Here is a 15,164-nt window from a genome sequence, read left to right as displayed (position 1 = left end):
ATCTTGAAAAATTTCATAAAAAAAACCGCCTTGTAAAAACAAGACGGTTTATAATTTCGATTAAAAATTATTTTTTAATCATTAGTTTAGAAGAATAATCAACTCCTAATCCTGTAGCTTTTACTACATAAACACCATTTGGTAATGCTTGTGTATTTACTGCTTCTGTAGCTGCAATTTTCTGACTGGAAACTAATTTTCCACTAGCGTCAAAAATTTCAACACTTACTTTCCCTAAAATACTTTTGTTTGATTTTAGGAAAAACTCGTTTTTAGCAGGATTTGGATAAATGCTGAACGCTTTTGCAGCATTCACATCATTGGTTGCTAAAACACATTCAGCAGGAATGTCGTAGCTGTAAGTTTGGTCATTGATATCTGTTTTAGAACCTGCAGATGCATCAACACCTAAACCTCTGGCTGCAAAAACATTCCAGATCATACATTTGTCTGCACCATTACTTAAGGTATTAGCAGCTTCTGCAGCTAAAATAGCATCTCTTCCGTCGATGAAGGTTGGGTTACATGGTTGTAATTTAAGACCATTCATTACGTTCTGTAAAACTCTGGTACTTCCGTTTGTAGCATTTGCACTAACATCTGAAGAATAACCATATTTTTCAACGTATTTCCAGTGAAGATCCCAAAGCATTGTTGCCCAAACAAATCCGATTGAGTGAACATCTGGAACAAGTGCTCCTGAGGTGTTGGTATATTCCATTCCGTTTGTATCACCATAACCGTAACCGTTGATTGCCAAATCTGGAGAATATTTTGCAGGTCTAATTCCACCATCTGTAATCAATTCTGAAGTAGCATAAGTACCAATTCCTCTTGGTACACCTGCAGTAGCTCCTGGTTGATTGGTTAACATCAATGCAAAGAAGTCAGACCAACCTTCACCCATTTGTTCTTTAGAAACTGATGAGCTAAGACAAGATGAGCCATTACCAGTATTTCTGTTAGAAATTCCATGACCATATTCGTGAACCACAATACCATTATCAAAACTACCGTCTCTGGTTTTTTGGGTAGCCGGATCATATTTCAAGGTTACATTAACCGTTTTTGAAGTTAGGAGGTTTTTCATGTAAAGTCCTTCGGCATTTTCAATCAAAACAGAAGGAATTGTGATGGTAGCATCCACACCTGCCATTCCTGATGTTGGTGCTGATGTTGGTAAACTATAAATAATCGCGGCAGAAGCACCTGCATCTTGTGCATTTTTCACTTTTACGGTAAATGCGCAAGTTCCTCTTTCAATTAAACCAATTTTACCAGCAAGAGAACCTGCAGGAAGTGCAGTACATGCATCTAAAATAGGAGACAATGTCACATCTGCAGTTACACCTGTTGCATCTAACGCAGGACCAAAAGTGGTAGAAATATAGTTCACAACTGATCTTCCAACAGCTTCAGAAGGGGCATTATAAAATACTCTTTCAACAACTGCAGGATTCCAGAGGTACATTTGCATTCTCGGTCTTGATCCATCTCCCGGGGTCGCAAAATTTGCATTATCTGTTCCACCACCATCTTGCGATTCAGCTTGAACATAATCGTTTTGTAAACCACCTTTGCTAAAATTCCATCCCTGGAAATTTCTAGCTGTTTCTGTAAATCCTAAACGATAGAAAATATCGTGAATCTTATTATTTATATAAAACAGGTTGGTTGTAGAAGAATTAAGATTACCTGCAGTATCATTTACTACATAAGGAAAATCAAATAATCTGTTTGCTCCACCATCAGCATAAGCTCCGGGTGCATTTAAATTGGCTTTGTCGTCGTAAGCCATTACGTTATTTCCTCTTGTAGTATTGTAATTTCCAGTAAAACTTCCTCCTGGGATTGAATGCCATCCTTCAGGAGAAGCATCTGAAAACCAAGGGTTATTAACCAAAGTTCTTGCACCGTGATTTGGACTTTCAAGTGGCAAAGCGAAAACTCGGTAACTTGCATCTAAAGGTGCTAAAGCGCCAATTTTATGGGTAGAATCTGCCGAGAAGTCGCTTGTAAAACCTTCTGGTGTATGTGCTGAATAATCATGGCTATAAGCATTATGTTTAAAGGTACACGACAGGGTAAGATTTTGTTTGCTTAAGATTTGGCCTGTAGTTGCATCAGCTAGGATATCCCAATAGTTAGATGTTCCTTTTTCTTCAAAGATAAATTCATGACATAGTTTAAGGTCATTATTTTCTGTTTGAAAATAAATCAAGCGGGTTTTTACAAATGCTCCGTCTTTGTCAGCATCATTGATCCCTATAATTTCATAGGTATTGCTGTTTTTCAAATTCAAATTCTGCGCAACATCACCAAAAATTGACTTGGTTGGTTTCGCTGAACTTGGCTGTGCAGCAGTTACATAATTTTTAGTAAAAGATTCATTAGCGTAAGTAACTTTAGCATCCTTGATCAATACGGTACCAACCGCATTGTATACTGGAATACCATTAAAGGACTGTTGAATTTTTACAACTTCACCATTCATGGACTTGGAGTAATCCTGATTGACGATTTCAAAGTGATTGAGATCAGGTTTTAGAAATGTATTCTTTGCGGAAATGTGATTCTGGATAATCGATTTAAAATCCTGCGCATTCACACTACCAAAAGAAAACATAAAGCAAACCGCCGCAATTTTCAAGGGTAAATTTCTATTTTTCATATATATTAATTAACTGGCACCGAATTTATAAAAAAAATCGATATGTTTTGAATATTTAACACAAAAAAACGCCTCATGTTATTGAGGCGTTCTTTTTATGACTGAAAATCAGGATTAATTCCCTTCCATTTTCTTTTTCAATTCTGCTAAAACATCTAAATCACCAAGTGTTGATTTCTCTTCATTATTTGAAGATGATGCTGGTTTAGAAGATGAAGTGTTAGTGTTTTCTCTTACATTTTTCTTTTCTTCATCTCTGAAGATTCCTGTATGAGATACTACTACTCTTTTGAATTCTTTGTTGAATTCGATTACTTTGAACTGAGCGTCTTCTCCTTTTTTGATTTTAGATCCGTCTTCCTTCTCTAATAATCTTGATGGACAGAATGCTTCAACTTCAGCATCGTCAAACTGTACTTGTGCACCTTTGTCGAATACTTCTGTAGCTTTTCCTGCGTGTACAGTTCCTTCAGCGTATTTAGTTTCAAATTTATCCCAAGGATTTTCTAACAATTGTTTGTGTCCTAATGATAATCTTCTTGCTGCTGTATCTAATTCTAGAACAACAACTTTCAATTTATCACCAACTGCACAGAATTCTGATGGGTGTTTGATTTTCTTAGTCCAAGAAAGGTCGGAGATGTAAATTAATCCATCGATACCTTCTTCTAGTTCTACGAATACACCGAAATTAGTAAAGTTTCTTACTGTTCCTGTGTGCTCAGAACCTACTGGATATTTTGCTTCGATATTAGACCAAGGATCTTGGTTTAATTGTTTCATTCCTAAAGAAACTTTTCTATCTTCTCTATCTAAAGTTAAGATTTCTGCTTCTACTTCATCACCAACTTTTACGAAATCACCTGCACTTCTTAAGTGAGTAGACCAAGACATTTCAGAAACGTGAATTAATCCTTCAACACCTGGAGCAACCTCAACGAATGCACCATAGTCAGCTAGAACTACTACTTTTCCTTTTACTTTATCACCAACTTTAAGATCCGCAGAAAGTGCATCCCAAGGATGAGCTTCTAATTGCTTCATTCCTAATTGGATTCTTGTTTTCTCGTCATCAAAATCAAGGATTACCACTTTTACAGTTTGTCCGTCTTCCAAGATTTCTGATGGATGATTAACACGGCTCCAAGAAAGGTCTGTAATATGGATCAATCCATCAACACCACCTAAATCTACGAATACCCCGTAAGATGTAATATTTTTAACAGTTCCTTCTAGAACTTGTCCTTTTTCTAATTGACCAATGATTTCTTTTTTCTGACCTTCAAGATCTGCTTCAATCAATGCTTTGTGAGAAACTACAACGTTTTTAAATTCTGGGTTGATTTTCACAACTTTGAATTCCATTGTTTTTCCTACGAATTGATCGTAATCTTTGATTGGTTTTACATCGATTTGTGAACCTGGTAAGAAAGCTTCGATACCGTGAACATCTACGATCATACCACCTTTGGTTCTTGATTTTACAAAACCGTTTACGATTTCACCTGTTTCGTGAAGTTCGTTTACTCGATCCCAAGCTTTAAGCGTTCTTGCTTTTTTGTGAGATAATTGCAATTGACCAGATTTGTCTTCTCTTCTGTCAACCATTACTTCCACCTCGTCGCCTACAGCAAGTCCTTGGTTATAACGGAATTCGTTTAGAGAAATAACCCCTTCAGATTTGAAGTTGATATCAACAATTGCTTCTTTGTCGGTAAGTCTTACAACTCTACCAATTAATACGTCATTGTCTTGAAGATTGTTAAGAGATCCATTATAGATTTCTTCCAAATCGCTTTTCTCTTTTCTAGCTTCAGCATCTAAACCTGATTCAAATGAATCCCAATCAAATTGTTCTGGAGCTACGTTTTGGTTCAAAAGAACCCCTGCTTTGTCTGTCGTTTCTGACATAAAATAAATAATTTGTATTCTAAATTTTTCAATTTTGGCTCAATGTGGTGTGATGAAAAATAGAGAAGATGTTAATTGTTAATGTTTTAACTGCGCCAAATGCCTCCACAAAAAGTGGTGCAAAGATACAGATTTTTATCAATTCTACGTCATATATTTAGATCATGTTCATAAAAAATGGATGTTCATACCAACACCCATTCTACAAGCATTTAAATCAACTTAATTTTTAATCAATTTTGTTGCTTTGATATTATTTCCATCATTAACTTTAATTAAATAAATCCCTTTTGGCAAGTCACTTACATTGTAAGACTCAGAAACTTTAAAGTTTTTCACTTTCTTACCTGATTGGTCATAAACACTTACTTCTGTTTTAGTTCCTAAGGATTCAGGTGGCAAACTTAATTTAAAAGTATTTACCGTTGGATTTGGATAAACAACTACTCTGCTATCCAATTGTCTTGATTAGGAAGTTCCCAATGAAGTTGCTACGTAGTTTACTATAAAAGGCAAAGCTTGTACAGCAGTAGAACCTGCATCTATTAATGACGCCCATGTTCCTGAAATTGCTTGGATAGCATTAGCTCCACTTGGCGCTGGAGATCCTACAATCGTAACAGGTGGAAAAAATACATTCCCATCATTTATCGCATGTGCTTGAAAGTCTAGATAATAAGTTCCTGGTAAAAGTGATTGCCCTACAGTTGCCTTCAATTTCCAAATTCGTCTGGTTGTACCTACGGCAGATGCAGCTACTCTATACATAAAAGAATCTCCACTACCTGCAACATTCAGTATATTAGTTGTGGCACTACCAAACACTAATGTTCCTGCAGCAGCAGGACTACCATTCCAAATTCGTAAATTGAGTTGATCGATAGGAAAAGCAGTTGAACTTGTTTGATATGCAAAAACGTCTACAGATGAAATAGCCCAACTTTCTCCTGCGGGAACAACAAAGTCATCTGCCAATCTATTATTAGCGGTTGCAGTTACTTGTCCACCAGCTCCCAAAGTAGTATTCGGGCTTTGTAATTCGCTCCAGGTGTAACCTGCAGGTGCAGCTACACTTGTACTTGTTGTTGCACCTGTACTCAGATTTCCACCAGAATACGTTTGTGCACTAATCATTGATCCAACAAGGATCACTAAAGTTAATAGATTTTTTTTCATAATAATAATTTTTGTTTTCCAAATTTAACAAAACTTCCGTGAGATAAAAAATTATTTTCAATAAATTTACAAACAAAATAAATAATAAGTAATTTATTTGAATTTTATCTATTGATTTTACGACAAAGATTTGCAATTACTACATTATCTTCAAATAGCACTATTCGGATTTGTTTAGATTTGCAGGGATAATGAAGCAGAAACCAACTCCTTTCTCGTAACTTTGCAAAATGGAATTACAGTCAATTTATAAAAATCTACAGATTCAAGACATGAATCAAATGCAGAAATCTGCATACAAAGCTTCTGAAAACGAAAACGACCTTCTTCTTTTATCTCCCACAGGTTCAGGAAAAACACTTGCTTTTCTCTTTCCGGTTCTAAGAAATATTAAAAAAGAAAATTCAGGAATTCAGGCCATGATTTTGGTTCCTTCAAGAGAATTGGCTTTACAGATTGAGCAAGTTTTCAAATCAATGGGAAATGATTTTAAAGTGAGTGTTTGCTACGGCGGTCACGATAAAAAAATTGAAGTCAATAATTTAATTGAATCTCCAGCTTTATTAATAGGAACTCCCGGTAGAATTGCGTACCATTTAAAAAATGGTAATTTCGATGCAACTACGATTAAAACTTTAGTTTTAGACGAATTTGATAAATCATTAGAATTTGGTTTTCATGATGATATGAGTTTAATTATCAGTGAAATGCCGCTTCTTTCGCAAAGAATTTTGACTTCTGCAACTGCGATGACCGAAATTCCAGCATTCACAGGTTTAAATAATGAAGCGACCGTTGATTTCCTGAAAGTATTGGAAATAAAGCCCGATTTTCAATTAAGAAAAGTCATCACGACTTCTGAAGGAAAATTAGAAACGCTTTTTCAACTTTTGTGCAAAATAGGAAATAAAAGAACTTTGATTTTCTGTAATCACCGAGATGCAGTTGATCGTATTTCTGAATTATTAAAAGAAAAAGGTATTTCCCGCGAAATTTTTCATGGCGGAATGGAACAAGACGAGAGAGAACGTGCCCTACTCAAATTTAAAAATGACTCTTCCCGAATTTTAATTACGACCGATTTAGCTTCAAGAGGTTTAGACATTCCCGAAGTAGAATCGATTGTTCATTATCAATTGCCTCCAAAAGAAGACGCTTTCATCCACAGAAACGGAAGAACTGCAAGAATGAATGCAAAAGGTTTCGTCTTTCTAATAATGACTGAAGATGAAAATTTCCCTTTCATTAAAAAAAATACGCCCGAAGAAAAACTGACACAGGATTATAAAATGCCTTCAAGAACGCCGTATCTTACCATTTATATCAGTGCCGGTAAAAAAGACAAGGTCAATAAAGTTGATATCGTAGGTTTTCTCATCAAAAAAGGAGAATTAGAAAAAGACGATATTGGTCTCATTGAGGTAAAAGATACCACTTCTTATGTGGCCGTAAACCGACAAAAAGTAGTAGCACTTTTGAAAAAGTTGGAGAATCAAAGATTAAAAAACAAGAAATTGAAAATTGAAATCGCTTACTAAAATCACTAAAACAAAATTTTCTACCTTCTGAATTTTATGTAAATTTGAAGTTGTGACTTTTTTAAAATGAAATTAAATTTACCAGACAAACTCTACTATTCCATCGGCGAAGTGGCAAAAGCATTTGATGTGAACGCATCACTGATTCGATATTGGGAACAAGAATTTCCCATTATTAAGCCCAAAAAAAACAAGAAAGGAAACCGCTATTTCACGCCAGAAGATATTAAAAATCTGAAAATCATCTACCATTTAGTAAAGGAGAAAGGTTATACTTTGGATGGCGCACGAATTGCCTTAACAACCAACTCAAAAATCTCCGAAACCGTGAGTATGATTGACCGTCTGGAATTTGTAAAAGCAGAATTACAAAAACTAAAAGATTCTCTGGTAGAAAAACCCGAATAAAAAAGGTGATTTTCACGGTCAAAAAAAGGTGATTTTCACGGTCAAAAAAGGGTGATTTTCACGGTCGAAAAAGGGTTTTTTTCACGGCTTTTTTTTTCAAAAAGGATATTATGTTTGCAAAAACATAGTGTCATGAGTTTCAAAATCCAATTCTCCGCCGCTAAAAATTATTTTTTAGGATTCGCTACTTCTGGGGTGATTCTGTTTTCAAGTTTGCTGTATTTTAACAACAAAGAAAAAACCTCAACCTCTCCTACTTTTACCTCTGAAGAAAATACGATTTCAGAAAAAATTCCTTTAAAAAAATTCAATCCAAATGCTTTGACAGAAGAAGATTGGAAAGAACTGGGATTTACAGAAAGACAAATTGCAACGCTTTTTAAATACAAAGAAGTGGTGGGCGGAAATTTTACTTCAAAAGCGCAACTTAAAAAATGTTATGCGATTTCTGCAAAGAAATTCGATGAACTTGAAGCGTATATTTTGCTTCCTGAAACGGGTTCTTCTCCAAATAAAAGCTATTATTCCGGTGGCTATGAAAGTTCCACCAATTATTCCAACAATTACAAAACACGCCAAAAAAAAGAACTTAAAATACCAGGAAAATTTAATCCTGACCATTTTAGCATTGATGATTTTGTAAAAATGGGATTCACAGAAAACCAGGCCAATTCAATTTTAAAATATAAAAACTATTTAGGCGGAAGTTTTTTAAGCAAAGAAAAATTTAAAGCGTGTTTCATGATCACCGATGAAAACTATCGCAAAATGGAACCCTATCTTTTGCTCCCTGAAAAAACACCTGAAAACCAGGCCACTTCTTCAAAATTCAAAAGTACCAACTTTGAAAAACCACCTGCAATTTATCAGAATTTCGATCCTAATATTACTGATTTTGAAGGTTGGAGAAAATTGGGGTTTTCTGAAAAACAAGCGCAAGTCATTTTGAATTACCGAAACAGAAATTTGAAAGGCAGTTTTAAAAATATAGAGGAAATCGCAAACTGTTTCGTGATTTCTCCAGAGAAAATGGAAGAGTTGAAACCGTACATTATATTAAATCCCAACAATTTCAAAACCATTTCGTCAAAAAAAATGGAGACCAATTTCAGTTCTGAGCCTAAAGTTTCTGCTCCAGAAACCAAAACCGATTTTTCAAATATTGATTTAAATAAAATTACTTTTCGGCAAATGATCGAGTTTGGTTTTGATGAAAAAAGCGCTGCTATGATGCTCAGTTTCCGTAAAAAATTAGGTGGATTTGCAAATACCCAACAGATAATCGAGACCTATGAAATCGATAAAGATCTTGCACAGCAATTAATTACCATTTCAAAACTCGACCAATCGAACATTGTAAAATACAAATTATCAGATGCGCCCGAAGAATGGTTAAAAAATCACCCCTATTTTAAATATTCGGCAGATAAAATCATCTACTTTCGGTTGACAGAAAAGAGCGATAAAAAAATGTGGAAGTTCCTCAAACTAAAACCAGAATACGAATCGAGGATGAAATTGTACTTGGTTCAGGATTAAGTTTCATTAAAAAAAAATCTCACCAAAATGAATTGATGAGATTATGAATCCTACAAATGTTGAATTATTTTTTAATAAACTTCACGGTTTGACCATCAAGCTGAAGAATATAAACTCCAGTTTTTAACAGATGAACATCGATTGTATTTTTATTTTTAAAGGGTAGAATTTCTTGCAAAATCAGTTTTCCCGCAAGATCAATCACCGAAACATTTTGAATGCTTTCTAGTTGCGACCCATTTACCACTAAAGTATTTCCTACAACAGGATTCGGATATATTGAGAATGCATTTTCTGTTTGCGTATTACCGTTTGAAACACCCAAAACGCCTACATTTTGGCAGTAATTAGATGGGAATGCTTTCCATTCTGACAAATCAAAAGTCTTCGTTGGCTGAAGAACGGAAGGTAGTCTATACAACGAAACATTTCCTAAAATTGAGAAATTATTAACTCCTGTTGTTCCAATGCTTTCTACTGTTGTATTAAGGTATTTAAGTTCAACATAATTACTTCCGTCATAAGTAATTTGCGGCGCGTCTGTGACAAATCGTGCTTGATCAGGAGTTATACATGAAAAATTAGACTTTGGATTTAAGACGACGAAGGTTTCATTATTTCCGACCGTTCCATCGAGTTCAAAAGGTGCAGGAAAATAGTAATTGGTACCACTGTAATACTGAATATTTAGGCGGTATTTATTCAAATTCACAGGATGACCTGTTTTATTGGTAATTTCAAGTGCTTTGTTATCGCTTGATCCTTCCAGATATTTTGTAATCATTAAATCCGACGCGAAAATATCAGAATTTAAAGTAGTCACTGATAACAAATTACTATCAGCAGATTCCATATAATTATTGTTGTAAGCTTTTACGGTATAATTATAAGTTGTTGATGGCGTAAGATGATCAATTACAATAGAGTTGGTTTTACTATAATCTACAAAAATTCCGTTTTGATAAATCTTGTATCCAATCACATTTGAATCTACCGAAGGAGTCCAGGTTAAATTAACAAAATAAGCGCTGGTCTTCGAACTTACTAAATTTGAAGCAACTTGCGGCGCACTAGTAACCGGCGATTGGGACCAAATCAAATTGACCCATTCCGGATGATCAATAAAAGGATTTCTGTTTTTTTGAATATTGAAAACGGCATTATTTCTATCAATTTCTCTTTGGGAAACAGGATCCTGAGTATTCCATTGCTGCAACATCGCGATATACCAGTCTTCAAAAGCTTTTTCTTCGGTACCGTCTAAAGGACTCGTATCATTTGCAGCCGAAGTTCCATTATAAAAATTAAAAGAGTTGAGTTTACCTTCATATCGAACGGCAAAGTATAATAAACTTCTGGCGATGTCACCTTTAAATTCATTGACAGGCTCATAAACTCTTCCTGTGTAACCAGAATTTGGTGTACCATTCTTATTAATTTTAGAACCGTTTGTAAATAACCAGTAATTGGTGGTTCCCGACATTCCGTATGGATAATTACTTCGTAACTGATTAATTCTGGCATCGGTCGGAATTACAAAAAACAAATCAGAATACATCGGATAATTACTATTAAAAGTACTTTGCGGCATCATGTGTTCTCTATTCCAACCCAATCCTTCCGCATTCGCAGAACCTATAATCTGTGCATTGGTATAATGATAAGCCGTAGTTCCCGTTGGATTATTAGAATACATATCTAATAAAAAAGTAGTGTTTGATGCATCATAATCATAATATTTATCAATATCGGTCTGATTATAAAAATTTTGCAAGTCACTGTAATGCCAACTGATTGTATTTTTAGAAATGATATAGTGCAATTTTGATTTCAGAGAGTAGCCTGTTAACGCAGAAGTACCATCATAATAACCCGTTGGAATTTGAGAAAATCCTATAAATGGCACTAAGAAACAGAAAAATAAAATTCTTTTCATTGTAAATAATTTTGGAGTGCTAAAGTAAATAATTAAGTACTCCAAAACGTGTTTTTCGTCATAAATTTTTGTTCACTTTACAATTTCAAACAGATGATTAGCAAATTGATGCAATCAGAGCATAACTTCTTTGTGAAAAAAATATTTTCAAACTAGAGCATTTTAATTATCTTTGAAAACAAATATTTGATATGAATAGTGATACTTTACACAACATTAACATGATCGCAGAAACCGCGAGAGACTTCGCAGAAAAAAAGATCAGACCCAATATCATGGATTGGGATGAAAGCCAAACTTTCCCCGTAGAACTTTTCCATGAGTTAGGAGAAATGGGTTTTATGGGAATTGTAATTCCAGAAGCGTATGGTGGCTCCGGTTTGGGATATCACGAGTACGTAACGATTTTAGATGAAATTTCTCAGGTTGATCCTTCCATCGGATTATCTGTTGCAGCACATAATTCCTTGTGTACGAATCATATTTACGAATTTGGAAATGAGGAACAGAGACACCGTTGGTTGCCACAATTAGCGTCCGGAAAAGTAATCGGAGCATGGGGTTTAACAGAACATAACACCGGATCAGATTCTGGCGGCATGAGTACGACGGCAGTAAAAGATGGTGATGACTGGATCATCAATGGAGCGAAAAACTTTATCACCCATGCAATTTCCGGTGATATTGCGGTGGTAATGACAAGAACAGGAGAAAAAGGCGCAAAAAATAATTCCACAGCTTTCGTTTTAGAAAAAGGAATGGCCGGTTTTTCTTCGGGAAAAAAAGAAAATAAATTAGGAATGCGGGCTTCAGAAACTGCAGAATTAATTTTTGATAATGTTCGCGTTCCAGATGCAAACCGTTTAGGAGAAGTTGGTTCAGGCTTTAAGCAAGCCATGAAAATTTTAGATGGTGGTAGAATTTCTATTGCAGCCTTAAGTTTAGGAACAGCAAGAGGAGCATACAAAGCAGCTTTAAAATATTCATTAGAAAGACACCAGTTTGGTAAAGCAATCAATCAATTTCAAGCCATTAACTTTATGCTTGCAGATATGGCAACAGAGATTGATGCAGCTGAACTTTTGATTCAGCGTGCTTCTAATTTGAAAAACGCCAAACAACCGATGACCAAAGAAGGTGCAATGGCAAAACTATACGCTTCTGAAGCTTGTGTACGTATTGCAAATAACGCAGTTCAGGTATTTGGTGGATATGGATATACGAAAGATTTCCCTGTGGAGAAATTTTATAGAGATTCGAAATTATGTACCATTGGCGAAGGAACTTCTGAAATTCAGAGATTAGTGATTGGAAGAGAAATTTCAAAATAGGCTCTCCTAATTTTTACTATAATAAAGCATCTCTTTTGAGGTGCTTTTTTTCGTGTAATTATTTTTATTAATTTTATTGTAATAAAAACTACACCAATGGCAACTGAAAACAAAACCGAAAAAACGTCGATTGCGGTCATTATTACTGCAGTTGCGACCTTGTTAACTGCATTAGGCGGATTAATTTACGCATTGAAATCTCCCTCGCAAAACACATTACCTGCTCCTAACAATCCGGTACATCTTTCAGAAAATACAGAAAAAACATATCATGGTAATGTTGGTAAATTAGAAGCTACCTTTAATTTAACCTTTATTAATAATTCCACAACGGTGAAAGGAACCTATTTCTACGACAAAAAACAGGATCAACGGTACGAACTTTCTGGAACGGTGATCAATGGTGATTTGCATCTGAATGAGTACACTAAAGGTATATTAACAGCCAACTGTGTTTTAAAAAAATACGATGGATGCTTTAGCGGAAAAATGTTCAACAAGGATGGAAGAGTTTTTGTCATGAATCTTTGCGAATAAAATAACTTTAAAATCGAGCTGGTTTTCTCCCAAATCAACTTTATGAAATTACGAGGAGCTAAAAAATTAAATGATCCTGAAATCACTATCGCTTAATTAAAGCTTGGTTTATTAAGTTGACTTAAAAAATTGGGACCGCATTTATATTTATTAAACTGAATGTTTATCTTTGTTCAAATTAAACTTTAATGGAAAAAATAGATGCGCTGAATCAGGTTGCAGAATTTCACAAAACATTTAATGCCCCAATTTTAGAAAAGCCTCAAATTCCTTCCCAAGAAAGATGCGAACTCAGAGTTTCTCTCCTACAAGAAGAATTGAATGAGCTGCAGCAAGCAATTGCTGACAATGATCTGGTAGAAATTGCAGATGCATTGTGCGATTTGCAGTATGTTTTGAGTGGTGCGGTTTTAGAATTTGGTTTGGGCGAAAAATTTCCGGCCCTTTTTAATGAAGTTCAACGATCAAACATGTCTAAAGCTTGCAGCAATCAACAAGAAGCTGATGAAACCATCGCATTTTATAAAGAGAAAGGTGAGGAAGCATTTTCAGAAAAATCAGGTGACAAGATTAATGTTCACCGGAAATCCGATCACAAAGTTTTAAAAAACAAATACTATTCTCCAGCTGATTTAAAAACTATTTTAGACAAGTAAGTCTATTCACTTAATTTAATGCTTTACAAATGAAAAAAATATCCCTGATTATAGCGACTGCAACCGTACTTTTTTTTACACTGCAATCTTGTAATTCCCAAAAAATGGTTGTTAACAGAGAAGTTCAAACAACAAAAGACGGAAAAATGCTTTTAGGACAACAAACCAAAAAACAGTTGCTGAAAGAACCTTACAGCGAATGGTACATCAAAGAACACGATGAATACGCCATCGATCAAAATGCAATTAAACATCTGAAAAAAGCAAAAATAAATACCTACAACATTACCTTGGTGATGGGAACTTGGTGTGAAGACAGTCACCGCGAAGTTCCACGCTTGTTTAAAATTTTGGAAGCTGCTAATTATCCTGAAAATAGAGTAACCATGATTGCCGTAAATAGAAAAAAAGAAGCACCGAGCGGCGAAGAAGGTCCTTTCAATATTCAGAAAGTTCCTACCATTATCGTGCAAAAATATGGCAAAGAAATTGGTAGAATTATAGAAAGTCCTCAATCAGGTTACTTGGAAAAAGACTTGGTAGAAATTCTAAAAAAAGACGATTCATCATTTAAAGATCTCCTCAAATAAATTGAAAAATAATAAGACCGGAATAGCATTCGTTTTAGGAGCTGCTGCAATGTTCCTCCTCTTTTTCATTTGGAATGCAATTACAAAAAAATCGGAAGATAAAGTTCAGAACGACTACTATATCATCTCCAATCAGATTACGAAAATGAATAAATTGGTGGTTATGGAACAGGACTTCTCAAGCATGCAGAAAACTAATATTTCTTCTGAGCTTTTAGGAGGAATGTTGCCAAAATTTGAAAAAGAATTAATCACCTTTACAAAGACCAATGCACAGGTTTCTTATGATCTGACCAAGATGAAAATTGAAGTTGATTCGATCAATAAAAAACTCATCATCAAAAAATTACCAAATGCCGATATAAGAATTACACCCAGTGTAGAGATTCAATCACTTGATGATTCATTTTTCAACCGTTTTGATGAAAAAGATTTTCAGAAAATCACGAAATCGGCAAAAGAAAATGCGTACAAAAGTGTCAATCAGACTCGATTGCGTGACGATGGTCGAAAACAATTATTAGAAAATCTTGAAAATATTTTTGTTTTAGCCAAAGCGTTGAATTATAAAATCGAAGACCAAACCGGCCAAATCGATGTTTCCAAACTTTAGTAATACAGGATTGTCTTGCAAAAGAAATAATATTGTGTAATTAAATATTTAGTCTGAAATTTTGTTTTGAAAACGGACAACACATTCAAAAAAGCGAAAATTAATTTTTTCGCTTTTTTTATTTTTAAAGCTTTACTAAAGTCCAAAAATAATTTTCAGGTGCCATAAGATTTGCAACCAATTACTGAAGCGCGATATCCCATTAAATTTAAAAATTTATAAGATGACAAACAATATTAATGCAATTGTAACGACCAT

General features: G+C 34.7%; 13 protein-coding genes. 8 read left to right on the top strand and 5 right to left on the bottom strand.

The genetic code is table 11. The features are described 5' to 3' along the window. Positions 1 to 67: 67 nt before the first annotated feature. The 4 genes from BW932_RS10390 to BW932_RS10375 all read right to left on the bottom strand — a co-directional run bounded on the left by BW932_RS10390 (position 68) and on the right by BW932_RS10375 (position 5,758). On the bottom strand, positions 68 to 2,671 hold the full coding sequence (locus BW932_RS10390; protein WP_076387440.1) for a T9SS-dependent M36 family metallopeptidase: 2,604 nt from the start codon (positions 2,669 to 2,671) through the stop codon (positions 68 to 70). Between the two features lie 114 nt (positions 2,672 to 2,785). Further along, complete coding sequence (gene rpsA / locus BW932_RS10385) at positions 2,786 to 4,582, bottom strand: 30S ribosomal protein S1 (RefSeq protein WP_076387439.1); 1,797 nt, start codon at positions 4,580 to 4,582, stop codon at positions 2,786 to 2,788. A gap of 222 nt (positions 4,583 to 4,804) precedes the next feature. Further along, on the bottom strand, positions 4,805 to 5,041 hold the full coding sequence (locus BW932_RS10380; RefSeq protein WP_076387438.1) for a T9SS type A sorting domain-containing protein: 237 nt from the start codon (positions 5,039 to 5,041) through the stop codon (positions 4,805 to 4,807). A gap of 9 nt (positions 5,042 to 5,050) precedes the next feature. Next, entirely contained in the window at positions 5,051 to 5,758 is a 708-nt protein-coding gene (locus tag BW932_RS10375; protein WP_076387437.1) for a ubiquitin family protein, read from the bottom strand. Positions 5,759 to 5,988: 230 nt separating this feature from the next. Here BW932_RS10375 and BW932_RS10370 point away from each other — a divergent pair, with 230 nt between their 5' ends. From BW932_RS10370 to BW932_RS10360, 3 genes are all read left to right on the top strand, one after another. After that, complete coding sequence (locus BW932_RS10370) at positions 5,989 to 7,296, top strand: DEAD/DEAH box helicase (protein WP_076387436.1); 1,308 nt, start codon at positions 5,989 to 5,991, stop codon at positions 7,294 to 7,296. 66 nt (positions 7,297 to 7,362) lie between these two features. Next, entirely contained in the window at positions 7,363 to 7,704 is a 342-nt protein-coding gene (locus BW932_RS10365) for a MerR family transcriptional regulator (RefSeq protein WP_076387435.1), read from the top strand. Positions 7,705 to 7,836: 132 nt separating this feature from the next. After that, positions 7,837 to 9,243, top strand: a complete 1,407-nt coding sequence (locus BW932_RS10360) for a helix-hairpin-helix domain-containing protein (RefSeq protein WP_076387434.1) — start codon at positions 7,837 to 7,839, stop codon at positions 9,241 to 9,243. Positions 9,244 to 9,307: 64 nt separating this feature from the next. Here the strand turns inward: BW932_RS10360 and BW932_RS10355 are convergent, their stop codons facing one another. Further along, on the bottom strand, positions 9,308 to 11,179 hold the full coding sequence (locus BW932_RS10355) for an endonuclease (protein ID WP_076387433.1): 1,872 nt from the start codon (positions 11,177 to 11,179) through the stop codon (positions 9,308 to 9,310). 191 nt (positions 11,180 to 11,370) lie between these two features. On the opposite strand from BW932_RS10355, the gene BW932_RS10350 reads away from it, so the two are divergent. From BW932_RS10350 to BW932_RS10330, 5 genes are all read left to right on the top strand, one after another. Then, on the top strand, positions 11,371 to 12,510 hold the full coding sequence (locus BW932_RS10350; protein ID WP_076387432.1) for an acyl-CoA dehydrogenase family protein: 1,140 nt from the start codon (positions 11,371 to 11,373) through the stop codon (positions 12,508 to 12,510). Positions 12,511 to 12,606: 96 nt separating this feature from the next. Next, positions 12,607 to 13,047 (top strand): hypothetical protein, encoded by a 441-nt coding sequence (locus BW932_RS10345; protein WP_076387431.1) that lies wholly within the window; start codon positions 12,607 to 12,609, stop codon positions 13,045 to 13,047. Between the two features lie 188 nt (positions 13,048 to 13,235). After that, positions 13,236 to 13,703 carry a pyrophosphohydrolase domain-containing protein gene (locus tag BW932_RS10340; protein ID WP_076387430.1) on the top strand — a complete coding sequence of 156 codons (468 nt, stop codon included), beginning with the start codon at positions 13,236 to 13,238 and terminating at the stop codon, positions 13,701 to 13,703. 29 nt (positions 13,704 to 13,732) lie between these two features. Further along, positions 13,733 to 14,293 carry a TlpA family protein disulfide reductase gene (locus BW932_RS10335; RefSeq protein ID WP_076387429.1) on the top strand — a complete coding sequence of 187 codons (561 nt, stop codon included), beginning with the start codon at positions 13,733 to 13,735 and terminating at the stop codon, positions 14,291 to 14,293. Between the two features lies 1 nt (position 14,294). Next, the gene (locus BW932_RS10330) at positions 14,295 to 14,906 is read left to right on the top strand and encodes a DUF4230 domain-containing protein (RefSeq protein WP_076387428.1); all 612 of its coding nucleotides are present in this window, start codon (positions 14,295 to 14,297) and stop codon (positions 14,904 to 14,906) included. Positions 14,907 to 15,164 lie beyond the last annotated feature (258 nt).

Source organism: Kaistella chaponensis (assembly GCF_900156725.1).
In the GTDB taxonomy this organism is placed as follows: domain Bacteria; phylum Bacteroidota; class Bacteroidia; order Flavobacteriales; family Weeksellaceae; genus Kaistella; species Kaistella chaponensis.
The sequence above is the reverse complement of the archived record's forward strand: the minus strand, read 5'-3'. Positions and strand labels throughout refer to the sequence as shown.